Source organism: Acinetobacter sp. PFS20, assembly GCF_052261015.1.
GTDB lineage: Bacteria > Pseudomonadota > Gammaproteobacteria > Pseudomonadales > Moraxellaceae > Acinetobacter.
In genome coordinates, this window is record NZ_JBPVZE010000001.1 from 2,704,781 (window position 1) to 2,731,064 (window position 26,284).

General features: G+C 36.5%; 26 protein-coding genes. 13 read left to right on the top strand and 13 right to left on the bottom strand.

Features of this window, described 5'->3' with window-relative positions; genetic code table 11:
- Positions 1–51: 51 nt before the first annotated feature.
- The 6 genes from ACS125_RS12785 to ACS125_RS12810 form a co-directional block, all read right to left on the bottom strand.
- Entirely contained in the window at positions 52–1,161 is a 1,110-nt protein-coding gene (locus tag ACS125_RS12785) for a 3-deoxy-7-phosphoheptulonate synthase (RefSeq protein ID WP_004792605.1), read from the bottom strand.
- A gap of 96 nt (positions 1,162–1,257) precedes the next feature.
- The gene (locus ACS125_RS12790; protein WP_443272480.1) at positions 1,258–2,145 is read right to left on the bottom strand and encodes a sulfite exporter TauE/SafE family protein; all 888 of its coding nucleotides are present in this window, start codon (positions 2,143–2,145) and stop codon (positions 1,258–1,260) included.
- A 153-nt stretch (positions 2,146–2,298) separates the two neighbouring features.
- Positions 2,299–2,580 (bottom strand): DUF1634 domain-containing protein, encoded by a 282-nt coding sequence (locus ACS125_RS12795; RefSeq protein ID WP_443272482.1) that lies wholly within the window; start codon positions 2,578–2,580, stop codon positions 2,299–2,301.
- A 21-nt stretch (positions 2,581–2,601) separates the two neighbouring features.
- On the bottom strand, positions 2,602–4,134 hold the full coding sequence (locus ACS125_RS12800; RefSeq protein ID WP_443272484.1) for a PepSY-associated TM helix domain-containing protein: 1,533 nt from the start codon (positions 4,132–4,134) through the stop codon (positions 2,602–2,604).
- A complete protein-coding gene (locus tag ACS125_RS12805) occupies positions 4,127–4,426 on the bottom strand; it encodes a hypothetical protein (RefSeq protein ID WP_443272486.1) in 300 nt (99 codons plus the stop codon). Before ACS125_RS12805 ends, ACS125_RS12800 begins: the two co-directional genes overlap by 8 nt.
- Positions 4,427–4,492: 66 nt before the next feature.
- A complete protein-coding gene (locus tag ACS125_RS12810; RefSeq protein WP_443272488.1) occupies positions 4,493–6,592 on the bottom strand; it encodes a TonB-dependent siderophore receptor in 2,100 nt (699 codons plus the stop codon).
- Between the two features lie 220 nt (positions 6,593–6,812).
- Between ACS125_RS12810 and lpxB the strand changes: the two genes are divergently transcribed.
- Positions 6,813–7,988, top strand: a complete 1,176-nt coding sequence (gene lpxB, locus ACS125_RS12815) for a lipid-A-disaccharide synthase (protein WP_443272490.1) — start codon at positions 6,813–6,815, stop codon at positions 7,986–7,988.
- Here the strand turns inward: lpxB and ACS125_RS12820 are convergent.
- Positions 7,985–8,632 carry a CerR family C-terminal domain-containing protein gene (locus tag ACS125_RS12820; RefSeq protein ID WP_144730493.1) on the bottom strand — a complete coding sequence of 216 codons (648 nt, stop codon included), beginning with the start codon at positions 8,630–8,632 and terminating at the stop codon, positions 7,985–7,987. The two genes, lpxB and ACS125_RS12820, sit on opposite strands and share 4 nt — an antisense overlap.
- 118 nt (positions 8,633–8,750) lie before the next feature.
- On the opposite strand from ACS125_RS12820, the gene ACS125_RS12825 reads away from it, so the two are divergent.
- From ACS125_RS12825 to ACS125_RS12840, 4 genes are read left to right on the top strand one after another with little or no spacing between them, the layout of a single operon-like run.
- Entirely contained in the window at positions 8,751–9,770 is a 1,020-nt protein-coding gene (locus tag ACS125_RS12825) for an HlyD family efflux transporter periplasmic adaptor subunit (protein WP_144730490.1), read from the top strand.
- Positions 9,763–11,526 carry an ATP-binding cassette domain-containing protein gene (locus ACS125_RS12830; protein WP_443272494.1) on the top strand — a complete coding sequence of 588 codons (1,764 nt, stop codon included), beginning with the start codon at positions 9,763–9,765 and terminating at the stop codon, positions 11,524–11,526. The genes ACS125_RS12825 and ACS125_RS12830 overlap by 8 nt, the downstream gene beginning before the upstream one ends.
- A gap of 10 nt (positions 11,527–11,536) precedes the next feature.
- Complete coding sequence (locus ACS125_RS12835; protein ID WP_443272496.1) at positions 11,537–12,661, top strand: ABC transporter permease; 1,125 nt, start codon at positions 11,537–11,539, stop codon at positions 12,659–12,661.
- Between the two features lie 4 nt (positions 12,662–12,665).
- Positions 12,666–13,784 (top strand): ABC transporter permease, encoded by a 1,119-nt coding sequence (locus ACS125_RS12840; protein WP_443272498.1) that lies wholly within the window; start codon positions 12,666–12,668, stop codon positions 13,782–13,784.
- 35 nt (positions 13,785–13,819) lie between these two features.
- Here ACS125_RS12840 and ACS125_RS12845 read toward each other — a convergent pair whose 3' ends face one another.
- Positions 13,820–14,689: a DUF2797 domain-containing protein gene (locus tag ACS125_RS12845; RefSeq protein WP_443272500.1), complete on the bottom strand. Its 870-nt coding sequence runs from the start codon at positions 14,687–14,689 to the stop codon at positions 13,820–13,822.
- A gap of 39 nt (positions 14,690–14,728) precedes the next feature.
- Here ACS125_RS12845 and ACS125_RS12850 point away from each other — a divergent pair, with 39 nt between their 5' ends.
- Both ACS125_RS12850 and ACS125_RS12855 read left to right on the top strand, forming a co-directional pair.
- Positions 14,729–15,190 (top strand): DUF6231 family protein, encoded by a 462-nt coding sequence (locus tag ACS125_RS12850; RefSeq protein WP_016138231.1) that lies wholly within the window; start codon positions 14,729–14,731, stop codon positions 15,188–15,190.
- 99 nt (positions 15,191–15,289) lie between these two features.
- Positions 15,290–15,883 carry a YidB family protein gene (locus tag ACS125_RS12855; protein ID WP_151962738.1) on the top strand — a complete coding sequence of 198 codons (594 nt, stop codon included), beginning with the start codon at positions 15,290–15,292 and terminating at the stop codon, positions 15,881–15,883.
- A 110-nt stretch (positions 15,884–15,993) separates the two neighbouring features.
- Here the strand turns inward: ACS125_RS12855 and ACS125_RS12860 are convergent, their stop codons facing one another.
- The 3 genes from ACS125_RS12860 to ACS125_RS12870 all read right to left on the bottom strand — a co-directional run bounded on the left by ACS125_RS12860 (position 15,994) and on the right by ACS125_RS12870 (position 18,056).
- The gene (locus tag ACS125_RS12860) at positions 15,994–17,100 is read right to left on the bottom strand and encodes a porin (protein WP_238611212.1); all 1,107 of its coding nucleotides are present in this window, start codon (positions 17,098–17,100) and stop codon (positions 15,994–15,996) included.
- A gap of 255 nt (positions 17,101–17,355) precedes the next feature.
- Positions 17,356–17,769 carry an HIT family protein gene (locus tag ACS125_RS12865; RefSeq protein ID WP_111853820.1) on the bottom strand — a complete coding sequence of 138 codons (414 nt, stop codon included), beginning with the start codon at positions 17,767–17,769 and terminating at the stop codon, positions 17,356–17,358.
- Positions 17,770–17,786: 17 nt separating this feature from the next.
- Positions 17,787–18,056: a YARHG domain-containing protein gene (locus ACS125_RS12870; RefSeq protein ID WP_004792570.1), complete on the bottom strand. Its 270-nt coding sequence runs from the start codon at positions 18,054–18,056 to the stop codon at positions 17,787–17,789.
- Positions 18,057–18,918: 862 nt separating this feature from the next.
- On the opposite strand from ACS125_RS12870, the gene ACS125_RS12875 reads away from it, so the two are divergent.
- On the top strand, positions 18,919–19,383 hold the full coding sequence (locus ACS125_RS12875) for a hypothetical protein (protein ID WP_443272504.1): 465 nt from the start codon (positions 18,919–18,921) through the stop codon (positions 19,381–19,383).
- A gap of 154 nt (positions 19,384–19,537) precedes the next feature.
- Here ACS125_RS12875 and ACS125_RS12880 read toward each other — a convergent pair whose 3' ends face one another.
- Entirely contained in the window at positions 19,538–20,410 is an 873-nt protein-coding gene (locus ACS125_RS12880; protein WP_443272506.1) for an NAD(P)-dependent oxidoreductase, read from the bottom strand.
- Between the two features lie 10 nt (positions 20,411–20,420).
- Positions 20,421–21,506 carry an alpha/beta fold hydrolase gene (locus ACS125_RS12885; RefSeq protein WP_443272508.1) on the bottom strand — a complete coding sequence of 362 codons (1,086 nt, stop codon included), beginning with the start codon at positions 21,504–21,506 and terminating at the stop codon, positions 20,421–20,423.
- Positions 21,507–21,641: 135 nt separating this feature from the next.
- Between ACS125_RS12885 and ACS125_RS12890 the strand changes: the two genes are divergently transcribed.
- The 5 genes from ACS125_RS12890 to ACS125_RS12910 all read left to right on the top strand — a co-directional run bounded on the left by ACS125_RS12890 (position 21,642) and on the right by ACS125_RS12910 (position 25,923).
- Positions 21,642–22,829: an O-succinylhomoserine sulfhydrylase gene (locus ACS125_RS12890; protein ID WP_443272510.1), complete on the top strand. Its 1,188-nt coding sequence runs from the start codon at positions 21,642–21,644 to the stop codon at positions 22,827–22,829.
- A 194-nt stretch (positions 22,830–23,023) separates the two neighbouring features.
- Positions 23,024–23,257 (top strand): hypothetical protein, encoded by a 234-nt coding sequence (locus tag ACS125_RS12895; protein ID WP_004792560.1) that lies wholly within the window; start codon positions 23,024–23,026, stop codon positions 23,255–23,257.
- 281 nt (positions 23,258–23,538) lie between these two features.
- Complete coding sequence (locus tag ACS125_RS12900) at positions 23,539–23,868, top strand: YbaB/EbfC family nucleoid-associated protein (protein WP_443272512.1); 330 nt, start codon at positions 23,539–23,541, stop codon at positions 23,866–23,868.
- A gap of 9 nt (positions 23,869–23,877) precedes the next feature.
- Complete coding sequence (gene recR, locus ACS125_RS12905; protein ID WP_009387101.1) at positions 23,878–24,474, top strand: recombination mediator RecR; 597 nt, start codon at positions 23,878–23,880, stop codon at positions 24,472–24,474.
- A 324-nt stretch (positions 24,475–24,798) separates the two neighbouring features.
- Complete coding sequence (locus tag ACS125_RS12910; protein ID WP_443272515.1) at positions 24,799–25,923, top strand: ribonuclease D; 1,125 nt, start codon at positions 24,799–24,801, stop codon at positions 25,921–25,923.
- Positions 25,924–26,284 lie beyond the last annotated feature (361 nt).

Here is a 26,284-nt window from a genome sequence, read left to right on the forward strand (position 1 = left end):
TAAAAAAGCCCTCAAAAATGAGGGCTTACTTGATCTTCTTAAAAAGATGAATTAACGATTTGGTAAAACGTCTTTTAAAGCTTCATGCATTTCAAGTAATGTTTTTTCAGTCGTTTCCCAGTCAATACAGCCATCAGTCACTGATTTACCATATTCAAGGTCACAAAGATTTTCAGGAATATCTTGGCGACCACCTTTTAAGTGACTTTCAACCATAAGACCGACAATTGACTTATTACCATCTAAAATTTGTTCCGTAATATTTTTAAGAACAAGTGGCTGTAAGTACGGGTCTTTATTTGAGTTCGCGTGACTCGCATCAATCATGATTTTATTGCTAACTTTTGCTTTCGCTAAAGCATTTTCTGCTTCTTCAACAGAGCCAGCATCATAGTTAGGCTTACCATTACCACCACGTAATACAACGTGTGCATAAGGGTTACCATTTGTATTAATAATTGAAACCTGACCATCTTCATTAAGGCCTAAGAAACTATGGCCATATTTAACAGACTGCATGGCATTGGTGGCAACAGTTAAACCGCCGTCTGTACCATTTTTAAAACCAACTGGTGATGATAGACCAGAAGACATTTCACGGTGAGTTTGGCTCTCGGTTGTACGTGCACCAATTGCAGACCATGAAATTAAGTCTTGGTAGTATTGTGGAGAGTTAGGATCAAGTGCTTCAGTTGCACATGGCAAACCTTTTTCATTTAACTCAAGCAAGAGTTTACGACCAATACGTAAACCTTTTTCAATGTTAAACGAGTCATTCATGTCAGGGTCATTAATTAGACCTTTCCAACCAATTGTCGTACGTGGTTTTTCAAAATAAACACGCATAACTAGATATAGAGTATCTTTAACTTTTTCGCTTAGCACTTTTAAGCGATCGGCATATTCGTGAGCAGCTTTCGGGTCGTGAATAGAGCAAGGACCAATAACGACAAACAAACGTTTATCAGAACCATCTAAAATATTACGAATGGTTTCGCGGCCTTTTAGAACAGTTTGTGAAGCAACATCAGATAAAGGAAGTTCTGACTTAAGCTCATTTGGTGTTACAAGAGTTTGAATGCTTTTAATATTAACGTCGTCGATATCTGGCTTTGAAACGGAATTTAAATGTGTAGTCATTGCTGTCACTGGTTCGATCATACTAAAGGTTGTTTTGTATACTGAATATACCATGAAATAATTATGAAAATCCTACATCTCATGGTATTTCAGTTTGGAAAAATCTTATTGATTTTGCTATCTTTCAGTTGAGTTGCTTGTTTTTTCAGCAACCACAACTTGTTGTTGTACCACAGGTGCTTTCGGTTTTGCTTTGACTGGGTGAACCATAAAGTTAACACCGAGGGCAAATAGGGTAATCCCTAAAATTTTTCGGATTAAACGTTCAGGCATACGAGAACTAATTAGCGTACCAACAATAATTGCAGGAATTGAACCCACCAATAACCACATAAGAAGCGTAAAGTCGACGTTACCAGCACTCATATGTCCAAGACCAGCCACTAAAGTGAGCAATACGGCATGTACAACATCTGACCCAATAATTCGAATCATTGGTAAGTTCGGGAACATGATCACAAGTGCCATAATCCCAAATGCACCAGCACCGACTGATGAAAGCGTTACGAATACACCTAAGATAATACCCATAACTACAATAAAGCTACGTTTTTTATGGATAGCTAAATGCTCAGTCTCAGTTTGAGTGACTTCTTTATTTCTAAAACGACTAAAGAACTTCTCAATACGGGAGCGGAAAATGATAGATACACCAGTCAAAGTCAGCATAAAGCCCAACACCATGGTTAATACAGATTTATAGTGTGTTGACTGACTTAAATAATGCTCAAGTACCCACGTGGTAGCGAAAGACGCAGGAATACTACCTACTGCTAACCATAAAACAATTGGCCAGACAATATTGAGCTTTCTAGCGTGAACCATTGATCCACAGAACTTTGAAATTGCGGCATAAAGTAAATCGGTACCAATTGCGATATGAGGTTCAATTCTAAAAAGGCCAATTAAAATTGGTGTCATCAATGAACCACCACCAACTCCTGTAATCCCTACACAGAAACCAACTAACATACCTGCTAAGATAAATTCAAAAGCACCAGACATCTTTATCGCCACATATCACGAAACGTCCATATCTTATTCCTTTTAGAGATAAACAGTTGTCATGAATAATGATTTACTTATGCAAAAAAAAGCTAAGCAATCATAATTTTGCTTAGCTTGAGCTATTTTTCATCAAATTATTAGGGGCTAATATTATTTAGATGATTTTAAAGGGTTAAGTAGAAGGATGAGACCAAAAGTTAATGGCGTTGCAAAAATCCACCAACTGACAAAACCAATTGAAAATTTATAGTGTTGAATAAGAATAAATGTACATAAAACAAATAATATGAATGCAGCTATTTTAAAGTATCGGTAGTACTTTTGAGCTAACGATTTGAAATGACCTGTTGATTTCGGTGATCGATATTTCTCACTCGCCATAAATAGCAAAAACATTCCTAATAAAATTAAGATAAAAGCTATAACAATCATGAGCTCACCTCAGTATTTAATTTATTTAGCTTTTTTTGAATTTTTTTTTACAGCTTTATGCTGAATAGGTTGAATTTTGTAGAATATGAAAATTGCTAAAGCTGCAAAGATCCATAAAAATACATCTACACGTGCAAAGGTCCAATAATCTCTGAGACTTTGAACATACTCATGTTTAAGTAAATAACTTAGATTTAAGATGGGAAGTGCAATACACAGCATAATAAAAACGCAAAGTTGAGTTCGCCACAAATGCTGCTTTTTAGTGAATAAAGCAATGATCAAGCTGATGAGCCAAACTAAGAAAAAACTATAAATTTCATAATTGATCGTGGTTGGCGTAACTGTAAATAATCTATTCGCGCTTAAATAGGCGACAGTCGCACATGGCAGGCCAACAAATGCTGCAACATTTAAACGGTCAACTAAATAGTGTCCAAAGTGAAACTTACTATTCTTATTTTGAATTTGGCGTTTAAGGCTCCAGAGTAACAAACCGGAAGCAATCATTACACAGCCTAGAATGCCTGAGAAAAAGAATCCTAAACGGAGTAAGGGTTGAGCAAATGTCGCCATATGTAGGCCATAGACACCCGCATTTAACGTTGCAATAGGACTATTATTACGTGTGTCTTCTAAGACTTTGCCAGTTGATGCATTTAATGTAATTTGAGCCTGATTACGAGTGATAGAGCGGTCTTCTTGCTGAATAAATGTAATTTGCGCCTGATTAGTATTTGGGTTTTTTACACTAATTGTTGATAAAGATTGACTCCCCCAACTTTGTTGAACTTGGCTTAATAACTTTTCGATTGATAAGTTTTGAGCAGGCTGAATCGATTGGTTCTCAGGCACAGTCTTTGTACGGATTTCGGTAAAATATTGATAAGGATTTTCAGGGTAGAGCTTTTGCATTCCCCAAGGTAGATATAAATAAAAGAAAATGGCTAAGCCTGTAAATGTAATGGTTAAAAAGAAGGGTAGTGCAACGACTGAAGAAATATTATGAAAGTCTAACCATGAACGCTGAGACTTAAATGTACGTAAAGTAAAAAAGTCGGTGAATATTTTTTTGTGGGTAATAATGCCTGAAATCAAAGCAATCAGCATAATAAATGCAGCAAGACACACCACCAATCTTCCAACTATGATTGGAATACCAAAAAGCTGGTAATGGAAACGGTAAAAAAAATCGCCGCCTAGAGTTGCCGAAAGTTGAAGTTCTTTACCTGTGTTAGCATCAAGCGTGGCATTGCCATAACCGCCGTCAGCTTTTTCCCAATACATGGTGTTGACGGGACTTTCTGGTGTTGCAACAGTTAAATACCAAGATTTAGCATCCGGAGCATTTTTTTGTAAATATTGATATGCTGTTTTAATAGCAATATCTTGCTTTACTTCATACTGCGCAAGTGCAGGCTGCATCCATAAATTAATTTCGTGGCGGTAATAAGATAGGCTACCCATTAAGAAAATGGCAAACACGAGCCATCCAAAAATTAAGCCAGTCCATGAGTGTAGCCATGCCATAGATTGACGTATACCCTTATGCATAACCCACCATACGTGTCACAGAAAAGAAAAGGGCGCACAAAATGATCGACAGCCCAGTGAGTTTCAAAAGTGATTGAATGCAGAAACCAACAATTACAAAGACGACATAAAATAAAATCGCTATAAATGCCGCGAGATATATAGCTTCAGCTTTGTCGAGGGTCAAAAGGAAAATTCCAGTGAGTCCAATACTTAAATACGCCATACAAGCAAAGCCCATACCGAAAACTAGCAAGAATCGATAGAAAACTTTTATACGATATGACACTGGGAGATTTACAGTTTTGGACATCTTTATTGACACATACACAAAGAATAATAAGTAAAGCCAATCCCTAAATTGGGATTGGCTACGATATTAATATTTAAACTTTACAGCAACTGTATAGTTGGCAGGAGCGCCATAGTAACCTTGGCCACCAGATAAACCTGTCAAATATTTTTCATTTGTTAGATTGTTTCCATTTACCTGGAACAGTACATGTTCGTTTAAATCATAACTGGCCATAACGTTAAGCAATGCATATGCATCCTGTTTTACAGTTGAGTAAGAGGTGTCATGTATATCATCTTGCCACTTAATGCTTGCACCAACTTTTAACTTTGGAATTTGTGGAACTGTATAAGAAGCTAAAACATTAAGCGTTTGAGTCGGGATATTAGGTCTGCCTCTTTCACCCGTTTCCATATTTTTTAGACTAAATGTTGAAAAACCAAAAACTAAATCTAAGTTATCAGTTAATTTTCCAGTTAATCCTACCTCAACACCTTGCGATCTAATCGTTCCGATTGGAGATGAGTATTTGTTGTAAAGCGGATCCCATAATGGGTTTAGTGCAAAATTATCTTCATCTGTTCTAAAGATGGCGATATTTCCTGTTAAAGCTCCATCTAACCAAGCGCTTTTTACACCTAATTCATAGCTTTCACCCTCTACTGGTACAGCTGTTTGCTTAGTAGAAAGATCGATAACAGTTTGCGGCCTAAAAATAGAGGTGTAACTCATATAACCTGTGTATTCAGGAGTAAAGTTATATGTGATACCAGCATATGGAGAAACTTTATTCTTTTTATATTCTACAGTGTCGATTACAGTGTAATTGGCACCTAAGATAAATTTGAGATCCTCACCTAAATGAAGGCGAGTCGCACCATAAACAGACTTCATTGTTCTTTCTTCAGGGGCAGCAGAATTGAATTCTCCCCAGATTGGTTCCTCAGGGGTCCAGCTTGGTAAGTCAGTAGTAATAACACCTAAACTACTGCCATAAGAATAAACACTTTGAGCACTATATTTTGACCAGTTATAACCAATATTTGCTTCGTGTTGTTGCCCTAATAAATTAAAAGTACCTTGAATATCTGCATTAGCAGTAGTTTCTTTAAATTTTTGATTATAAATCTCTGGATAGAGCGAAATACCAGATGTATTGTCAGTATCAGAAGGAGAGCCACTGAGATAAAGCATTTTATCTTTAACATCTGATTTTTTTAGGTTATATCCTAATCTTAACTTCCAGTCTCCCCATAATTTTTGTTCAATATTGGCAAAATAATTATCTATTTCCCAATCATAGTATGTCCATGACGGTGCATAATTATAGTTACGAGAATAACTTAATGGTTCACCTTTGGAGTTAACCAAGGGTAGAGCACCCCATTGAGAACCATTAGCGTATTGACGAGTTTTCGAATATCCTGCTGAAACATTTGTGGTGTCTGTAACGTCAGCTTCTAAAATTCCTTGAAATCCATTTTTTTCTTCTGAATAGCGGTCTAGATAAGAATCACCTACTTTCTCATAACCTACAAGACGTCCTCGTACTCTTCCATCTTGTGTAAGAGAACCAGAGATATCCGCTTCATAACGTTGTGTATCCCATGAACCATAGCTCACCCCAGCATTTGCTTGAAATTCTTTAGTGGGACGTTTACGGATATAGTTAATTGTAGCGCCAGGATCCCCAAGGGCATTTGTTAGAGCATCAGCACCTTTGACAATTTCAACACGATCGTAGAAATAACTATCTGCATCACTATTGTTGTAATTATAGCTGTCAACTTGAGGGATACCGATTCCATCAACTAAAATGTTTGAAATATCAAAACCACGAGCAGTATAAGTTGTTCGGTTTGTTTCTAATCCCGTTACAGTTACACCTGGCGTATTACTTAAAATATCTCGGGTACTAGTAAGTCCGAAATCTTCAATTTGCTGACGAGTAACGACATTAATAGTTTGAGGAGTTTCTTTAGCCTCAATATTAAGCTTGGTTGCGCTACTCGAGTTTTTAACATTATATGCTTTGGTCTGTTCAGAAGACTGCTCAGCATTTGATGCTTTAACTTGGATCGTCTGTAAAGATTGTACCTCTGAGTCTTGAGCATAAGAGAGGTTCGCATAACAAATCGCGCAGGCGATTACAGTAAGCTTAAATGGTCGAGGTGGGATATTCATAAGATTAAAGATAATGTAAATAATTCTCATTTATTTTATTGTTTGTAAATGTAAGCTACAATTCAAATTGCATTGTTAATTTAGATTAAAAGATGGTGAATGAGTGTAATTTTAGATAGCTTGTGCTGTGGCTGCTCTTGGTGAGTGCATTTATATCAAGTTCAAGATTGATAAACCTCTATGCTAGAATGCATTATTTCAAATTCTTGGGTAAATCGCCTTGGCAAACCGAAAACTTAAAATAGGCATTGTAGTTGGGGAAGTTTCTGGAGACACGCTTGGTGTGAAACTTATGCGTAGCTTTCGTGAACAAGGAATTGATGCCGAATTCGAGGGAATCGGTGGTCCTCAAATGATTGCTGAAGGTTTTAACAGTTATTACCCAATGGAAACTCTGTCTGTGATGGGGATTGTTGAGGTATTAAAAGACTTAAAAAAATTATTCGCCGTGCGGGATGGTTTAATCAATCAATGGACTCAAAATCCCGTTGATATTTTTATTGGTATTGATGCACCAGACTTTAACCTCAGACTTTCAAAAAGTATTAAAGAAAAGAATCTTCCAATAAAAACAGTTCAATATGTCAGTCCTTCAGTTTGGGCGTGGCGCCAAGGACGTGTTCATGGCATTAAGCAAAGCATAGATTTAGTACTTTGCTTATTTCCTTTCGAAAAAGTTTTTTATGAACGATATGAAGTTCCTGCAGCATTTGTAGGTCATCCATTAGCCAAACAATTGCCACTTGAAAATCCAATCCAAATTGCCAAACAGCAATTAGGTCTTAATGAAAATCAAAAACATATTGCGTTATTACCAGGCAGCCGAAAAGGTGAGGTAGAACGACTTTTGCCTATGTTGCTTGGAACTGCCAATATTCTGCATAAGAAATATCCAGATATTCAATTTTTAATTCCCGCAATTAATGACGCGCGTAAACAACAGATTGAGCAGGGTGTTGAACAATTAGCGCCTAATTTAAAAACTGTAATTCATATTTTAGAAAATACAGATAGCGAATCTAAAGTTGGCCGTATGGTCATGAATGCAAGTGATATCATTGCTTTAGCTTCTGGAACGGCTACATTAGAAGCCATGCTCATGCATAGACCAATGGTCACTTTCTATAAATTGCATTGGTTGACCTATATAATTGCTAAGCTTTTGGTGAAAATTCCTTATTATTCTTTGCCTAATATTATTGCGGGTAAGAAAGTCATTGAAGAGCTGATTCAGGCCGATGCCACACCAGAAAATTTAGCCGCTGAAATAGAAAAGCTAATGAATGTTGAGACAGCTCAAATTCAGGTGATGCAACACTTAACCATGCATAAACAACTTATTTCTGGAAATACAGAAGATCCAGTACAGGCAATTCTGCAATGTCTCGCGAGTTAACTTTTAAGATTTGCTTGGCTAATTGCTTTTAAGCCAGCTAAAGAAAATTTCTTAAAATGTTCAACTAAACTGTGTAATGGCATCTGGGCAATATTTTTAAGCGGCTCAGGTGCTTGAACATTAGGTCCTGCAATAATGAGCATCATGCAAGGTGTCATCACGCTTAAAATACAAGGCAAAACAGCCGGATCATTTTCATCTAAACCAGCAACTTGACTAATGAGGTTACGAATAAGAAAAAATTTTCTCATACCTGCAAATTCAATAAAATTTAATAAATGCTCAGAAGGTGAAAAGAGTTCACGAATAAAGACTTTGCCATGCCAAACATCTTTTTCAGTTAACTTATGCAGCAAGGTCTCAAGTAATAAGCTTAGCTTTTCTTCTGGTGACCGAGTGCTTTCAACAAGTTCTAGTAAATATTTTTCATCTAGATAGTGAGCGTGAGCTTCCACTAACACAGCTTGATATAGTCCGTCTCGACCATCAAAGTGATAATTAATTGCAGCCAAATCGACATTCGCAACGTTAGCAATTGTTTTGTTCGCTGTCTTTGCAAAACCATATTGGGCAATTAAAGGTCCTGCTGCCTCAATAATTTTGGACTTGGTTAAGTCACCATCACTTCGTCTAGATCGGGACATGTTTAACCCTAATTTTCACTCACCATAAAAGTATATCTTTTATTCAAAGATTGGAGTAATTTAAATTTAAATTGAATTTAAACTAAGAAAATTTGAATTTAATAAGAAGGCCAATAAGATGAATAAAAAACTGATTGCCGTCGTCTTGGTTGTTATAGCTGTGGTTATCATCGGGTTTTGGGCATGGAAATATAATAATAAGAATCAAAAAGATAATATATTAACTTTATATGGAAATGTTGATATTCGCCAAGTTTCACTTGCATTTGAACAGTCTGGTCGTATAGAGAAACTGTTAGTACCAGAGGGTGATAAAGTTAAAGCTGGTCAAGTACTAGCGGCTCTTAACACTAATGCACTACAGATTCAGGCAAAGCAAGCTCAAGCACAACTTAAAGCTCAACAAGAGGCAATTGTTAAACAAGATGTGGGAGCTCGCCCAGAAGAAATTAGTCAAGCAAAAGCACAACTTGCATCTGCCCAAGCTGAGCTTGATAAAACCAACAAAAACTTGCAACGCTTACAAATTTTGGTGAGTAGTACGGATGGTCGGGCAATTAGCCAACAAGAGCTAGACTATGCTAAAAGTAATAAAGATAGTGCTGAGGCAGCGGTCCGTGAAAGACAAGCTAATTTAGAATTAATAATTAAGGGTGCTCGACAAGAAGATCGTGAAGCGACCAAAGCACAGTATGAAGTAACCAAAGCTAATTTAGATCTAATTAACTATAACCTTACTCAAGCTGAATTAAAGTCTCCTGTAAATGCAGTGGTACGAGCTCGGTTACAAGAAGTTGGCGATATGACAACTGCGCAAAAGGCCGTTTATACATTGGCTTTAACTGATCCAAAATGGATTCGTGTGTATGTAAACGAACAAGATTTAAGTTCTATCAAGATGGGTGGCACGGCCCAAGTTATTCGTGATTCTGATCCTAATCAGCCCATTAATGGAAAAATTGGCTATATATCTTCAGTGGCTGAGTTCACACCGAAAACAGTACAGACCGAAGAGATTAGAACAACACTAGTTTATGAGGTTAGGGTCTATGTAAATGATCCAAATGATCAATTGAAAATGGGCCAACCTGTGACTTTAAAAGTACCACTTGCTTCAGGTGAGAAAGCTCATGACTGATGAAAAAGCAGTGGTTCAAGCGCATAATTTATTCATGACTTTTAAGGCTGAAAGTAAAAAGGCAGCAGATATTAGTGCAATTATTGATTTGAATATTGAAATCAATAAAGGAGAACTTACGGCTTTAGTTGGTCCAGATGGTTCGGGTAAAACAACCTTATTAAGGTTAATTGCAGGACTATATAAAGCAACTTCTGGTTCATTAAATGTACTTGGAGTTGACGTGAGTAAAAATCCGCAGGCTGTACAGGACCGTATTAGCTATATGCCACAACGCTTTGGACTATATGAAGATTTAAGCGTACAGGAAAATTTAGATTTATATGCCGACTTACATGGCGTTCCAAAGGATGTACGGGGGCAAAGGTTTAAGCGGTTATTGGAAATAACGGATCTTACTCAGTTTACTCAACGTCTTGCTGGTCAACTTTCTGGTGGGATGAAACAAAAACTAGGATTGGCATGTACGTTAGTTCGTTCCCCAGAATTGCTCTTACTTGACGAGCCTAGTGCTGGAGTAGACCCTTTATCAAGACGAGATTTATGGATCATTATTGAACAGCTTGTTCAGGAAGAAAACTTAAGCGTAATTATAAGTACTGCTTATATGGGTGAGGCAGAAAAATGTGCCCGAGTTTATATCATGCATGAGGGCAAAATTTTAAAACAAGGTTCACCTAAACAATTAAAAGAAATAGCATGTGGACAAACATGGAATATTAAACCTTCAGAGCAGATTAAGGCTTGGACCTTACAAGCCCAGTTACTTGATAACGATGTAGAGATTATTGATGCTGTTCCAAAGGGTGAACAAGTGAACTTTATTAGTCGTCAAAAAGAGCTATTAGCCGATACTTTACCTGAAGGGCTAAAAGCAAATACGCGACCACCTGAACTTGAAGATGCATTTATGATGCTGTTACAGCAGACTCAAAAGCAACTAAAACATATACCTATTTCTGAGCAAGCTTTTCAATTAGAACAAAACAATAATTTAAAATCAGAGCAACCTATCATTGTAGTTAAAGATTTAGTCCGAACTTTTGGAGATTTTACTGCTGTTGCCAATACATCATTTACTGTACAACGTGGCGAAATATTTGGATTACTTGGGCCAAATGGCGCGGGTAAAACGACAACTTTTCGAATGTTATGTGGATTACTACCAGCAAGTAGCGGGTATTTGGAAGTTGCTGGGAAAAACTTACGGACAGCTCGTGCTGAGGCAAGAGCTAAAGTAGGTTACGTCTCTCAAAAATTTGCACTTTATAGCAATTTAACTGTCTTAGAAAACTTGAAGTTTTTTGGTGGAGCTTATGGGTTGTCAGGCAAAAAACTAAATCAACAAATTGATAAAGCCTTACAGCAATATGATTTAAAGCCTCATAGTAAAAGTGGTGATTTACCCGGTGGTTATAAACAACGGCTATCTATGGCTGCTGCACTATTACATGAACCAGAAATTTTATTTTTAGATGAACCCACGAGCGGAATAGACCCGCTTGCACGGCGATCATTTTGGTACAGCATTGGTGAGCTAGCAAATCAGGGCATTACCATCATCATTACGACGCACTTTATGGAGGAAGCAGAGTATTGCGACCGCATTGCCATACAAGATGCTGGAAAGTTATTGGCCTTAGGTTCCCCCCAACAAGTACGCAATTTAGCAAGTAAAGATAAACATATTAGTGACATGAATAAGGCTTTTATAGCAATTGTGGAACAAGCACGCGCGTTAAGACACGCTGGTTAGGAGGTCTACAATGAGCCTTGGATTTTGGAATCGGCTGACAGCATTAGTTCGTAAAGAAACTAAGCAGCTTATTCGTGATAAAAGCAGTCTCGGGATTGGACTCGTTTTGCCTGTTATTTTAATTCTACTGTTTGGTTATGGACTTTCCTTTGACTTGAATCAGGCACGAGTCGGCGTTGTCGTTGATCAGTCTTCACCGCAGATCAATCAGGCTTTAGCTGGTTTAAATGGTTCACGATATTTAACAAGTCAAGAGTTTCATAATTTGCCTGAAGCAGAGCAGGCCATTCGAGATGGCGAAATTGATGCCATTTTGCATTTTCCTTCAGATTTTGCCAGTCAGGCACAGCAAGGTAATGCCAAGGTTCAACTATTATTAAATGGGACATCTACCACCATAGCAACAGCCTTAGAAGGTTATGTTGCAGGTGCTTTAGCTACCGCACCGTCTATACAGTTTGACCGTAGCCCAATATTAGCAACGTCAAGCGCCGTTAATATTGAACAAAGAATATGGTTTAACGAATCTGGTAACAGTACTTGGTTTTTAGTCCCTGGCTTAATGGTGCTCATTTTAACTTTAATTGGTGCATTTTTAACTGGTTTACTTATTGCCCGTGAAAGGGAAAGGGGAACTCTAGAAGCTTTATTTGTTACGCCTGTACGGCCATTTGAAATTGTATTAGCAAAACTCATTCCCTATGTGGTGGTCGGCATGGTTGATATCGTGATCTGTATTGTTGCTGCATATTTTATTTTTGAAGTGCCTATGCGCGGTTCATTATTCTCAATTTTATCTGCTTCATTTCTCTATTTAATCGTCTCGTTATTACTTGGTTTAACTATATCAGGCTTTGCTCAAAGTCAGTTTCAGGCGAGTCAAATTGCCTTATTGGCAAGTTTTATGCCTGCACTTATGCTTTCTGGATTTGTTTTTGATACCCGTAACTTACCTTTGGTTGTACAAATTATTAGCCAGTTACTACCGGCTACACATTTTATGATTTTAATTAAAACCTTATTTATGGGAGGTAATGATTGGAAGCTATGGTTTAAAGAGTGCGGTTTTCTGTTGGGATATATCGTTATTTTGATATGTGCTGTGAATGTTTCACTGAAAAAACGGTTGAGATAAAGTTATGTGGCAGCAACTAATCGCTTGGCTAAAACACTTAAGTTTTTTGGTCAAAAAAGAATTTTTAACCATTTTTAGTGACCCTGCAAATAGAGTCATTTTATTTGTACCAGCCCTCATGCAAGCGCTTTTATTTGGTTATGCTGCCACTTATGATGTTAACCGTGTGGATTATGCAATTTTAGACCAGAGCAATGGGCAGGTTTCACATGAACTCATCTCAAAACTAGATGGCTCTGGTATTTTTAAGCGAGTTGCAACACTTGAATATACTGGTCAAATCAAACAGGTCATTGATAACCGTCAGGCATTGGCTGTGATTACGATACCACCAGACTTTGAGATCAAATTAAATAATAACCAGAGCTCTCCTGTACAGGTGATTGTTGATGGTAGGAACTCATCAACTGCGGTCGTGGCAGGTTCATATCTAAATAAAATTATTGGTCAGTTTAATCAGCAAAAATTTAACTCAGCTTTGCCCATTAGCCTTGAAACAAGAACATGGTATAACCCAAATCAAGAGTCTCGATGGAGTTTAATGCCTTCATTAATTGCGGCACTAAGTATGATGCAGACATTACTGCTATCGGCTTTATCAGTTGCGCGTGAACGAGAGCAAGGTACTTTTGATCAGTTATTAGTGACACCATATACACCATTACAAATTATGATTGGTAAAGCCTTACCACCAATTTTTGTAGGGCTGATGCAATCGACCATTATTTTATTGATCATTTTATTCTGGTTTAAAATTCCTATGAATGGCTCTATTGGACTGCTTTATTTTGGTTTGTTGAGTTTTAATGTAGCTGTCGTTGGGGTGGGCTTATCTATTTCAGCATTATCTTTAAATATGCAACAAGCCATGCTTTTTACGTTTTTATTGATTATGCCTTTAATGTTGCTTTCAGGTTTACTTACACCAGTAGAAAACATGCCGGAAGCATTACAAATAGCAACGTACGCAAATCCCTTAAGGTTTGGAATTAACTTGGTACAACGAGTTTATTTGGAAGGTGCAGGCTTTGCACAAGTCAAATTCAACTTTATTCCAATGATCATACTTGGACTGGTCACTTTACCTTTGGCAGCGTGGCTATTTAGAAATAGATTATCTTAATTAAAAAGCCCCATTTTAGGGGCTTTTTAACTTACTTAGGCACGTATAATAAGCTCGTAACCCGTATATTTACGGATGTTAATAACACCAATATCAAAAATTAAATATTGACCTTTAATGCCCTGTAATACACCACGAATTTTTGGTGTTTTATCTAAGTTTAGAGACTTAATTTTTTCAGGATATTGTTCAACTGGATAAACAAACTCACGTGGCAATTCATTTTCTAGTAGTTCAACCGTTTCGTTAAATTCAAGATTTTGACTAAATTCTTCACGAATAGATTGAATTTTAGGTGCAAACTCTTCGATTAACTGATCACGTTGTTCTGTTAGTTTCAGAGGTTCAGCTTCGCCTTTAAGGAGTTTGCGCCAATCCGTTTTGTCAGCAACTAAAGAACCAAACATAGTTTCAAGTTGACCAGATAAACGGCGTGATCCAACCTTTAGAATAGGTAGGGCTTGGGTTGCCCCTTGATCTAACCAACGACCTGGCATATGACTAACACGGGTAATACCTACTTTTAGAGCACTTGAGTTTGCCAAATATACAATATGAGGTTGGAAACACACATTGTGGGCAAAATCATCTTCACGACATGTACCTAAATGATAGTGGCATGTTTCAGGTTTCATAATGCATAGGTCACATTCTGCTTTAGTTTTAAAGCATTTAAAGCAGTGGCCTTGAGAATAAGACTTTGGTGTTTTAGTGCCACAAGAAGTGCAATAAATATTACCTGTCCATTCGATTTCTAGTTCTTGTCCTAAATTAAAAGGAAGATCAATTTCTGAACGGTCTAATACAAATTTGTATTCAACATTTGCCTTGGTTGTCTGTTGATCAGTTACACTAGCATCTTTTAGGCCTGCATGCATTTTATGGCAAATGCCTTGTAGTTCCATAAAGTTTAAACTCACATCTTTCAATTAAGGGTTGCAGTTATGGCTGAACAAAATGTCATCACTTCTATGCTAGACGATTTATCAAACGAACAGCCCATTCATACTGCACTTTGTATTGGCCAGAAAATTGACCAGAATAACGCAATTCAATGGCACTATTTTACCGTAACTGAGCTTTTAAGTCTGCCTTTTACTCAGCGTTATGATTTGGGTTTTGTATTGTTTGATACAGATGAAATGCAGAACATAACTGAAGTACAAAAATCACAATTATTAGTGAAGCTAAGAGATTTATTAGCAAAACGAATTGTTGTGGTAAGTAAACGCAGTGATGAACAGTTATTGCGTTCGCTAGGTTTCACTCAACTTATTGATAAAACGTCACATGATAGTGATTTCGCTTTATGGCAATTTAACATCTTGACCTATAAGCATGTTCCAGATTGGTTTAATTCAAAGTTTTGGGCGAACCCGGAAAACTGGAATAAATTTCGCTGGTAAGAGACCACGAAATCTCTTTCAAAATTTAACAATTTGGCTTTTGCTGTCTTAACAAGAATCCGCGTATGCTCATGTGTAAACCATACATAAGAGTTTTACATGACAAATTTAAGCAACATTGTAGAAATTTTGGCTCAGCAGGCTTTAGGTGGGAACCAGCAAGCATCAGGTCAAGGTGGTTTAGGTGGAATTTTAGGTTCAGTACTCGGACAAATGGGGGGCAATACTTCTTCTGGCACACAAGGTGGTCTTGGAGGAGTACTAGGTTCTGTATTAGGTCAAGTGACTGGAAATAATAATAACGCACCTCAAGCAGGTGGTGGCGTACAAAGTTTATTAATTGCAGTTGTACCTTTAATCTTAGGTTGGGTTCAACAACAAGGTGGTTTGCAGGCTGCTTTAGAAAAGTTAAAAGGTGCGGGTTTAGGTAATCAAGTTCAAAGCTGGGTTGATCCAAATCAAAGTAATAGTGAAGTTCCTACCCAGCAATTACAAAGTCTATTTAACCCAGCAGATATTGAGCAAGTTGCCCAGCAGGCTCAAGCTCCAAAAGAGCAAGTTTACGGTGCAATTGCTTCGGTCTTACCTCAAGTCATTGACTCATTAACACCTCAGGGTGACAGTACCGATCATCAAGAAGCAAACCAAGACATTCAAAACGTCATGAATCTTGTAAGTGGTTTCTTAAAGTAAGCTACAAAGTTAAAAAAAGCCGATAATTTGTATATCGGCTTTTTTAATCTGAACAATAAAATAAAAGGGCATTAGCCCTTTTATTTTAGATATGAATCAAAGATAACTAATTAGAAGTTATATTCGATACCTGTACCTACAACAGTTTGCTTGTCATCATCATTCAACCAGTCACGTTTTTGTTGAGCAACGATACCGTAGAAGCGAGCTTGTTTATTGATTTGGTAATCAAGACCTAAACCGTACAAATCAATTTTACGATCTGCTTGACCACTTACTTGTGTTTCAGCAGAAGCATATTCTGCTTTCACTTTAAGTTTAGTGTTAGGAATTTTATAAGCAGCTGTTACTGCATATGCTTCTTCCTCTAAACCACGGTAAGCTTTACCAGCTTTATCGATTGAACCATCAGATTTATATGATTGACCATATGCAGTCAATTCATCAGTAGGTTCAGCATGTTGCCATAAAGCACCTACAACAAAACCTGATTTTGCGATGTCATAAGAACCAGTTACACGGTAAGCATCTGTATAAACATCTTTCAGACCGTAAGCCGCATATTTACCTTTAATACCAAAATCACCAGCAGCAGCTACTGCTAAACCAAGGTCTTTGTTTTCATAGCCAAGTGCAGTAGACACAGAGTCAAAGCTGTCATTCTTGCTGTCTTTACCAGTTTCACCTTGTTTGCTGTCAGAGGTGCTTTCACCAGTTTGAGCCATAATGTTGAAAGTTAAACCAGCTAATAATTTAGGGTCTAATTCAAAACCAACTACGTTATCTAAGCGGTTTTCACCGTACATGATATTGGTAATATCTAAACGTGTATCGTCATTAAAGATGTCTTGGTTACCACCAGCGGCAGTCTTAAAGTAAGAGTCGTATTTACCTACTTTTAAAGTACCAACACCTTCAGTTTTTAAACCGATGAAACGGTTACGAGCGCTCAGGTCAGTATCAGAACCTGAACCATCAGTAGAAATTGCCCATTCAGCTAAATAAACAGCAGATAACTTGTCAGTTAATTTCTCTTCGCCTTTTACCCCAATGCGAGAAGAGTTTGAGTTAACTTCGGTAACATCACTTTTACCATCGAAATTTTTATTATCAACTTGGTTAATAGAAACATTTAGTTTGCCATACAAAGTTGGCGCTGCTTGCACCGCGTTCATGCTCAAAGTTGCAACTGCGGCAGCGAGTAGCAATTTCTTCATTGAGATTTCTCCAAAAGGTATTTAAAAATGGCGTATGCCTAGTTAACTATTTATTTTGTAGTTGACTTATGTACAAAAAGTTACAAAAGCTCACCAACTTGCTAAGCAGTATCGGCAAACTTTGTGACAGGGGCGTGAAAAATAAATGACAGTTTTATGACGATTAAAATTTAGAAATAAATTAATTATTTTAGGTTTTTATAGTTTTTAGACGAAAAAAAGCGGAGTAAAAACTCCGCTTTAATAGATTAAAAATCAAAGAGCTGCTTTAATTTTCTCAGCTAAAGCTTTGATTTTTTCTTGATCGCCTAACTCTACAGCATGTCTTCCAAGTTGATGCACATTTGTAGGAATAAGGTGAAAATGAACATGCGGCACAGTTTGTCCTGCCGCTGCTCCAGAAAGTTGCATCAATACGATACCTTCCAAATTGAGGGCTTTTTCCATTGCTTTCGCAATTTTCTGAACAATTTGGATGGTATATGCAGCTGCTTCTGGGGGTAAATCAAGTAGCGTTACAGCAGGTGTTTTTGGAATAACTAATGTATGACCATCGGCTTGAGGCATAATATCCATAAAAGCTAGAACTTGATCATCTTCATAGATTTTTATCGCTGGAAGTTCATTGCGTAAAATTTTTGCGAAGATATTTTGATCATCGTATGCCATGTATTATTCCTTTAAAATTATTTACATTTCAATTCTTTCTGACGCTCTTTAATAGCATCAAGACGTTGTTGCTCTTTGTCAGAAAACTTTGGTTTTGTCGTATGACAGTTTTCATTACCATATTTTTCTTTAGCATCAGGATCTTTAAAACAAAAGCCTTTTGATGCATAAATCAAATTATAGTCGTCTTGCAATTTCTGACATTCTTGCTCAGGCGTTGCAGCTTGAACGCTTAAACCAGCAATGCTCACCATGCCAGTAAAGACTGCAACCATAAATTTATTCATGAGCGTTTCCTCAGTTAAAGGTATGAACCTGTACTCAATATAAGGTTTATTACCAATATTTCAATGATTATTAATTACTCAAATGTCATTTTGGGTGATAATTTGTTCATAGAATAAATAAAAACATTAGATATCAATAATTTATAAAAATCAAATAAAAACATAAACTTAAGATAAATTATATATATTTTTTTAGAATTTGATTCTTTTTAATTCACTTTTAACTTTTATTGAAGATATAAAAATATGCTGCTGATTGAGGTCATCGGATATAAAACTTTTAGAAAAAGATGAGATCTTATAGCCTTTTCATTTGCTAAATAGACAAATGAAGTTTGAAATTAGGTCAATGAAAAAGGGGATGAGCAATGACATTATCAAAAACACAAAACGTGATAATTATCACAGTTTTTGTTTTTAGGATTAAGTGGAATTCACTGGGCCCATTTTAATTTAGACGGAAATGGGCTTTTTCTTTTAAGCTGTAAAATATAAGCACGTTAAAAGTAATCTTATTTTACACTTCAATTGAAAGATGTATTGATTTTGCATGTTTTAACTTCTATTATATGGTCCTTAAATTGCTGCGTTTGATAGTTTTTTATTTTTGTAACCCATTTCTAAAATTGAGATGGGTTTTTTTTATTTAAGTTATTTCGAAATATATTAATTTAACCCCATTCTTACGAGTTATATTTGGCTATATGTTTAATTAGTGTGATACGTTTCGCATACAACTTTCACTTTTACTATTGTGGTTACTTTTTAGTCTAACCTACTTACATATAGCAATGTTATATTCATCATACTTCCTTAAAGGATCTGATGATTCATCGGAGACAAGATTAAAAGGAAATAGAGAATGTCACAGTTTTTACTCGTTGCTGAAAGCATTTATAAAAAATCTGAAGAAGAAAAGCTTTTCTCAGAAGATATTATTGAACACTTGAATCGCTTAGTTAGTATGATCCGACAAGAGATAAAAGATACTTCATATAAATTAAAATATAACTTTATTGATTTTGAAGAATGTTTAAATAAGCCAGCAAATGAATGTTCAGCTAAACTCGATATCAGTTTAATGCCAACATATAAAAATAAAGGAGAATATATTATGTGGTTGGCTAGTTTTATTGAAAAGATTACTTTGGGAGGAAGAGAAAAGTTTCCACCACTTGCTAATACTTTGCTTCCCAGCTGTATGCTTGCCAATCCTTATTCAGCAAAAATGAAACAAGCTAAGGTTATATCCGAGAAAAGTGCGCAAATGATTGTAAACTATTTTAACTCCTCCGATTATAAAAAGGTAAATAAAGCACCTGCTTAGTGTAAAAAATAATAATATTTCAGATGCTTAATGCTTTTATATAGAAAATTTTTCGTAATGAATGACATGAGTTTGCTATATTTGAGGTTTCATACTATTCATTATTGAGCCTATTAAAATTAAGTTTAATAGGCAGTCCTCTAAAAGATTAAATTTACTCTAATGTAATCTTTGTCCATGCTTCATACATTTTAACTGCCGCAGAGAAGTCACTGTTGTCTTCAGCAGTTAAATGAGCAGCTTGGATCAAACTTTGTGTTAATGACAAAAGCGGGGCAGGAAGCTTTGCTTGCTGGACTAAATCCAAAGCAATTCCTGTGTCTTTGGCAAGAAGAGGCAAGCCAAAGGTTACTGGAAATTCACGACTCAATACACGCTGTGGAAAGATAGTCTCTGTCACCAGACTTTTACCACTTGAAGCGTTAATACACTCTAAAGCTTCGTTCAAGCTTACCCCATGCGCTTTTAAAGCACTGAAACCTTCTGCAACAGACCAAAGATTGACCGCGAGTAGCATATTATTAACTGCTTTCACTGCAAATCCAGCACCTGACTCACCCACATGTTTAATTAATTTTCCTACCGCTTCTAGAGCTGGTAATGCACGTTCGAAAGCTGCTGCATCGCCACCCACCATTACAGTCAAAGTTGCATTTTCAGCTCCTACGGTTTGACCGCTTACTGGAGCATCTAGAAAATCAACATTTAATTGCTTTAATGAGCTAGCTAAGATGCGGGCAGAGTCAGGAACCCCGCTGGTACAGTCTATCCAGATTGCTCCAGATTTAATTTCTACACTACTAATAAGCGCTTCTACATCAGTACTTGTCGGTAAGCATGAAAAGATAATATCTGCTTGTACGGCTTGCTCTAATGAGACAGCCTGAGTGCCATAGTCTGCTGCATGTTGTTTGGCTTTTTCAAAATTTCGATTCCATACATAGACAGTATCGAAGTGTTTTGGTAAATGCGCTGCCATACGGTAGCCCATTGCACCCAAACCAATAAATGCAACAGATTCACTCATGACCTTATCCTTAAATTTGTGTTGAACGTTCGGCTAGCCATGCAGCCAGTTTCGGCCAAAACTCCAGAGCACTTGTTTGACTCGACATTAGGCCTAAATGACCACCGGGGATGAGAGTAAACGTGACATCTTGGCTGCTTGTCAATTGACTTAATGGCGAAGCAGCGTCAGCAGTGACCAATTGATCACTACGACCCGCGCCAACTAAGAGAGAACAATCTATATTTTTTAATTCGATTTTCTTATCTTTTAACTGAATAAAGCCACGTTTTAACGGATTTTGTAGCCAGACATTAAACAACATGTCCTGATTAATACCACCCGGATAGTCAATCATATTATTTAAAAAGTTACTTAGAGTGGCATGCTCTTGTACAAATTGCAGGTCATCAAGATTCTTTAGCAATTGCACATGTCCCTCTAACCATCCTTTAGGGTCGAGAATTTTGAAACCTAACGAATTTAAAATTCCGGGACTGTGGATCAGACGTTTTGGTAATCCAGAGTAAATACGTTCCTTAATTTTCTTATTACGACTAATCAAATGATTTATGGTTTGATAGAGCTTGCCAATATGGCCAGATGCATAACTATCTATTGGACTACCAAGAACAATTAAATTTTTAATGTAGTTGGGTTGATTCAGAGCAGCATATAAAGTAACGAATATGCCTGCCATACTCCAGCCATGGAGCGAAATTTGCTCACTTCCTGAATGTACGCGAACGTGTTCTATTGCTTTAGGAATGAAATCTTCAATAAATGATAAAAAGTTAAGGTGTCTATCTTTAAACTTTAAATTACCCCAATCGACCAAATAGACATCAAAACCTGCATTTTGAAAGTATTTAATAAGTGAACGATAAGGATATAAATCGTAAATCGCCATATTAATTGCGAGTGGGGCAACAAACACTAATGGTTCTTTAAATTTTTTTTGTGTTGCTGTGTAATAACGAATACGCGTTTGATTGAATTCGCCAATCACCTCAAAGGGAGTGCTTTGAGATAGTACTAATGTTTTTGAATGAAATAGTCGGGCAGAAAGGTGCTTGATTTGGCTTTGTTCTGAGACAAGGGACTTTAAGCGTTTCATCTTGCTTTACCAACTATTTACTAAAATTAAATAAAGTCTAAGCGATAATTTTAAGGTTTACCTTGACCTTAAATACCTTAGACACTCAAAATGATGATAGTTTTTTAGTACATGACCAGTAAAGGCGAACATTTAATGAACCAGTCTGATGATTTAGAATACCAACTTGATACTTTAGCCATTCGTACCGGACATACTCGTAGTTTTGAAGGTGAGCATGGCGAACCGATTTTTTTGACATCATCTTTTGTATATGAAAATGCAGAAGAAGCTGCAGCAAAATTTTCTGGTCAAGTTCAAGGAAATATCTATTCTCGTTTTACCAATCCGACTGTATCGATGTTCGAAAAACGCTTAGCAGCTTTAGATGGTGCTGAACGTGCTGTTGCGACAAGCTCTGGAATGGGCGCGATTTTGTCAGTTACTATGGCTTATCTCAAAGCGGGTGATCACGTTATTTGCTCAAGAGCAGTATTTGGTTCAGTTGTTGCCTTGTTTGAAAAATATATTGCTAAGTTTGGCGTAGATATTACATTTGTCGATTTATGTGATTTGGACGATTGGAAAAACGCAGTACGTCCAGAAACTAAACTTTTATTTGTTGAGTCACCGTCTAACCCTCTAGCAGAGATCGCAGATATTCAAGCGCTTGCAGATATTGCTCATGCGAATGGTGCATTACTTGCAGTTGATAACAGCTTCTGTACGCCTGTTTTACAGCAACCATTAAAGTTTGGAGCAGACCTTGTCATTTACTCTGCGACTAAATATTTAGATGGGCAAGGACGCGCCTTAGGTGGTGCTGTAGTCGGTAATGCTAAGTTATTAGAAGAAGTTTTTGGTGTTGTCCGTACGCTTGGACCATCAATGAGTCCATTTAATGCATGGGTTTTCTTAAAAGGTTTAGAGACTTTACGTTTGCGTATGAAGGCACACTGTGAGAGTGCTCAAATTCTTGCAGAATGGTTATCAACTCATGAAAAAGTAGAAAAAGTTTACTACGCTGGTTTACCAGCTCATGAAGGCCATGAACTTGCCGCTAAACAGCAAACTGGTTTTGGTGGAATTGTTTCTTTCGTTGTTAAAGGCGACCGTGAAGGCGCTTGGAAGGTTATTGATAATACTAAGTTTATTTCAATTACTGGTAACCTAGGTGATGTGAAGTCAACAATTACCCATCCTGCAACGACTACACATGGCAAACTTTCTGCTGATGCAAAAGCTGCGGCCGGTATTCAGGAAGGATTAATCCGTGTATCTGTAGGCTTAGAAGATATTAATGACATTATTCGTGATATCTCACGTGGTCTTGATCTGATCTAATTATCCTTATTGAAATAATTCTTTTGGGTTGTTTTTTTCATGAAACCATCTCTTTAATCGAGATGGTTTTTTTATATTTAAATGTTACTCAAATTTCAGAATTACAATAAAAAAACTACATTTTGTTTAAATTAGAGCTAAGAGTACAAGGTATAAAGACTGTAAATTTAATTAAAAGAAATGTGAGTTTTAAAATGCTTAAGCCTATTGCTATTGTCGTTGTAGTGGGGGTAATCGGGGTGGTTGGATACAAATTGCTGACCAAGCCGAGTCAGAACCCTGTAAATGAGACAACTTTATTGATTAACAATGCAGAGAAGTCTGTTGAAGAAGCAGATAAATCTATTCAAGAAGCAAATACCTCCTTTAAGAAAGTTCCCTTAAGTGAATATAAAACAATTGATAAAGGTCTACAGGCATCTCAATAGGGCTATGAGTTTTTATAAGATTTTAATGTATGCCATCTAAGTATTTAGGAAGTGTACCTAAGTATGAGCATGTTACGCATGTCGCTACGTAAAATAGAGCGAGAGATACTGATAGAAAACATTAGCCTATTGTGTCAGAATTACGGATTAATTTGAGTTCAATGCACTAATCTGTATGTATTTTAATCGCATAGGTTGGTTCAATGAGATTAAGTTTTTATAAAGTATTACCAGATGACGCATAATACTTTAAAGATTTGATAGAGATACGGAGTAAAGTTATGAATATCAATATGCTCATGCAGCAAGCGCAGCGCATGCAAAAAGATATGGAAACAAATATAAAAAAGGCTAAAGAAGAGCTTGCTCAAACTGAAGTTCATGCAGAAGCTGGTGGCGGTTTGGTTAAAGTAACCATGAATGGTCGCTATCTTGTAAAACGTATCGAAATTAACCCTGAATTACTTCAAGATGAACCAGATATGATTGAAGACTTGATTGCTGCAGCGATAAATGATGCTGTACGTCAAGCTGAAGTTATTTCTGAAGAAAAAATGCAAAAAGCGAATTCTGGTATGGGCTTGCCACCTGGCTTAGCGGGCATGTTCTAAGGAAATTCTGTGTTTAGCGATAGATTTGAACAACTCGTTCAAGCTTTACGTATATTGCCTAGCGTTGGACCGAAGTCGGCTCAACGTATGGCATTACATCTTTTGATGAAAAATCGAGAAGGTGCGTTTGCATTAGCGCATGCTTTACATGAAGCTTCAAGTTATATTCATGAGTGCAGCATTTGCCATTCTTTAACTGAACATGAAATTTGTGATATTTGCGCCTCAACTGAGCGAGAAGATCAACTATTGTGTGTGGTGGAATCACCAGCAGATGTAATGGCGATTGAGCAAAGCGGAAGTTTCCGTGGTAAATATCATGTTTTAGGTGGGCATCTTTCACCTTTAGATGGTATTGGTCCAGAAGAAATTGGTATTCCTTATCTGATTCAGCGTTTAAGCCAAGGCACTATTGAAGAAGTGATTTTGGCAACAAATGCGACTGTAGAGGGACAGGCGACTGCTCATTATTTGGTAGAGGCGACTAAGCACTTACCTATACAAATGACACGTATTGCTCAAGGTGTACCGCAAGGTGGTGAACTTGAGTATGTAGATAGCCATACCTTAAGTCAGGCAGTTCATAATCGTATGAGAATGAAATAAGCATTTCGATGCTTGTTTCATTGATGTCATATAAAATTGAATTAGATTTATTAATTTAGTTATAAAAGATGAATGTTATTTTGTCTTTAATTAAAAAAGTTTAAATAAAATATGAAAGCCGATAAGAATGAAAAAGATCTTATAGATTTTAAACAATGAATATTTGGAGTTAACTTTAAAAATATAAATAAAAGATCAAAAAATTATCTATTTTCGAAAAATTGTTCAAAAATAGAGTATTCATAAAGGTTTAAGTGGTAATTTCCCACTTCTATGTTATATATACCAGAGTTCTAAGCACTCTTTGCATTTACTTGAGAAAGCATGTTTCAGTTTATCCAACAGCAAACCGATTTGGTTGATGTTCTTCAAAAAATGGATCAATGTTCGATATATGGACTTGATACAGAATTTATTAAGGTTGACACACTCTGGCCTAAACTTGGAGTATGCCAAGTTAATGTAAATGGCGATGTCTATCTGTTGGATGGTGTTTCATTAGATCTAAGTCAGTTTTGGAAAAAAATATTTCTCGCTCAACAGAATATTTTTCATGCATGTGGGGAAGACATCGATTTAATCTACCATTACGCTGATGAAGAAGATCTGCTTAATGTGTTTGATACTCAAGTAGGCCTTTCTTTCTTGGGCCATGGGCTGCAAGTAAGTTACCAAGGCGCGTTGAAGCTTTGCCTCGACATTGACATTGAAAAAGATCAAACAAGATCTGATTGGTTGGCTCGGCCTTTATCGCCTCAGCAACTCTGTTATGCAGCCAATGATGTTCTATATATAATGAAGTTAGCGCATCATATTCAAGAACAGCTTAAGCAGAAAGGGCTTTATGACTTTGTTCTTGAAGATTGTCGTAGTTTAACTAAAGAAATTATCAGTGAAACGCCGACAGAGTTACTCTATTCCGATGTTGGTAATTATCGTCATTCGCGCCGTCAATTGATGCAACTGCAAAATTTAAGTGAATGGCGCGAATACATTGTTAAAGCAACGAACCAGCCACGTAGTTTTATTCTTAGAAACTCAACCATGATTGATATGGTTGAAAAGAATCCACGTAATAGTTTTCAACTCTCGCAAGTTAGAGATATTCGCCCAAATGTAGTTCGTGAATATGGAAAAACTATTTTAGAATTACTTAAAGATTTACCGATTGAAAGTGAATGGCCAACAAGAATAGCCAAACCTTTTAAAGTAACATCTAAAGAAACATTGCATAAAATGGATATGGTACTTGCCCATGCAATAAGTGAAACTTCTATTCCTAAAGAAGTATTGCTTAGAAAGAAATGGCTAAATGCAATTCATCAACATGTTCTTTCTCAAGGGGATGAGCAAGATTTACCTGATTATCTTTTGGGTTGGCGTTACGAGCTATTAACTCAACCATTAATTCAGTTATTTCAAGAAGAAAAACAAAGTCTATCCATTTAAAATGATGTGATAGTTAAAATTTAAAAGCTCATCTTTGTGATGGGCTTTTTTAATGAAGAGTAATGAATAATTTAAATTGAGTAGTTTTTATTTATAAATAATAGATATTCAATATTAATAGTTAATAAAGTAAAAGTTTATATTAGTTATATTAAATAATTAACTTTATTAAAAAGCTAATAAAGTGATGGGTTGAAGTCATTTTAATTTGTAAAATTGATAATGAATTAAATTAACTCCTTAAATGAGAAAAATTCAATTGATTAAACATACAGGTCTGTATATTCTTGGTTGTAAGAAAAACAATTTCAATATAAATAATATATAACTATAAGTTTGTTTCGGTGCAGAAATAAAAAAG

Excerpts from the sequence above, each read along its gene's own strand:
- ACS125_RS12785 (WP_004792605.1), bottom strand. The coding sequence starts at position 1,161 with ATGATCGAACCAGTGACAGCAATGACTACACATTTAAATTCCGTTTCA.
- ACS125_RS12790 (WP_443272480.1), bottom strand. The coding sequence starts at position 2,145 with ATGTCTGGTGCTTTTGAATTTATCTTAGCAGGTATGTTAGTTGGTTTC.
- ACS125_RS12795 (WP_443272482.1), bottom strand. The coding sequence starts at position 2,580 with ATGATTGTTATAGCTTTTATCTTAATTTTATTAGGAATGTTTTTGCTA.
- ACS125_RS12800 (WP_443272484.1), bottom strand. The coding sequence starts at position 4,134 with ATGCATAAGGGTATACGTCAATCTATGGCATGGCTACACTCATGGACT.
- ACS125_RS12805 (WP_443272486.1), bottom strand. The coding sequence starts at position 4,426 with ATGTCCAAAACTGTAAATCTCCCAGTGTCATATCGTATAAAAGTTTTC.
- ACS125_RS12810 (WP_443272488.1), bottom strand. The coding sequence starts at position 6,592 with ATGAATATCCCACCTCGACCATTTAAGCTTACTGTAATCGCCTGCGCG.
- ACS125_RS12820 (WP_144730493.1), bottom strand. The coding sequence starts at position 8,632 with ATGTCCCGATCTAGACGAAGTGATGGTGACTTAACCAAGTCCAAAATT.
- ACS125_RS12825 (WP_144730490.1), top strand. The coding sequence starts at position 8,751 with ATGAATAAAAAACTGATTGCCGTCGTCTTGGTTGTTATAGCTGTGGTT.
- ACS125_RS12830 (WP_443272494.1), top strand. The coding sequence starts at position 9,763 with ATGACTGATGAAAAAGCAGTGGTTCAAGCGCATAATTTATTCATGACT.
- ACS125_RS12835 (WP_443272496.1), top strand. The coding sequence starts at position 11,537 with ATGAGCCTTGGATTTTGGAATCGGCTGACAGCATTAGTTCGTAAAGAA.
- ACS125_RS12840 (WP_443272498.1), top strand. The coding sequence starts at position 12,666 with ATGTGGCAGCAACTAATCGCTTGGCTAAAACACTTAAGTTTTTTGGTC.
- ACS125_RS12845 (WP_443272500.1), bottom strand. The coding sequence starts at position 14,689 with ATGGAACTACAAGGCATTTGCCATAAAATGCATGCAGGCCTAAAAGAT.
- ACS125_RS12850 (WP_016138231.1), top strand. The coding sequence starts at position 14,729 with ATGGCTGAACAAAATGTCATCACTTCTATGCTAGACGATTTATCAAAC.
- ACS125_RS12855 (WP_151962738.1), top strand. The coding sequence starts at position 15,290 with ATGACAAATTTAAGCAACATTGTAGAAATTTTGGCTCAGCAGGCTTTA.
- ACS125_RS12860 (WP_238611212.1), bottom strand. The coding sequence starts at position 17,100 with ATGAAGAAATTGCTACTCGCTGCCGCAGTTGCAACTTTGAGCATGAAC.
- ACS125_RS12865 (WP_111853820.1), bottom strand. The coding sequence starts at position 17,769 with ATGGCATACGATGATCAAAATATCTTCGCAAAAATTTTACGCAATGAA.
- ACS125_RS12870 (WP_004792570.1), bottom strand. The coding sequence starts at position 18,056 with ATGAATAAATTTATGGTTGCAGTCTTTACTGGCATGGTGAGCATTGCT.
- ACS125_RS12875 (WP_443272504.1), top strand. The coding sequence starts at position 18,919 with ATGTCACAGTTTTTACTCGTTGCTGAAAGCATTTATAAAAAATCTGAA.
- ACS125_RS12880 (WP_443272506.1), bottom strand. The coding sequence starts at position 20,410 with ATGAGTGAATCTGTTGCATTTATTGGTTTGGGTGCAATGGGCTACCGT.
- ACS125_RS12885 (WP_443272508.1), bottom strand. The coding sequence starts at position 21,506 with ATGAAACGCTTAAAGTCCCTTGTCTCAGAACAAAGCCAAATCAAGCAC.
- ACS125_RS12890 (WP_443272510.1), top strand. The coding sequence starts at position 21,642 with ATGAACCAGTCTGATGATTTAGAATACCAACTTGATACTTTAGCCATT.
- ACS125_RS12895 (WP_004792560.1), top strand. The coding sequence starts at position 23,024 with ATGCTTAAGCCTATTGCTATTGTCGTTGTAGTGGGGGTAATCGGGGTG.
- ACS125_RS12900 (WP_443272512.1), top strand. The coding sequence starts at position 23,539 with ATGAATATCAATATGCTCATGCAGCAAGCGCAGCGCATGCAAAAAGAT.
- ACS125_RS12910 (WP_443272515.1), top strand. The coding sequence starts at position 24,799 with ATGTTTCAGTTTATCCAACAGCAAACCGATTTGGTTGATGTTCTTCAA.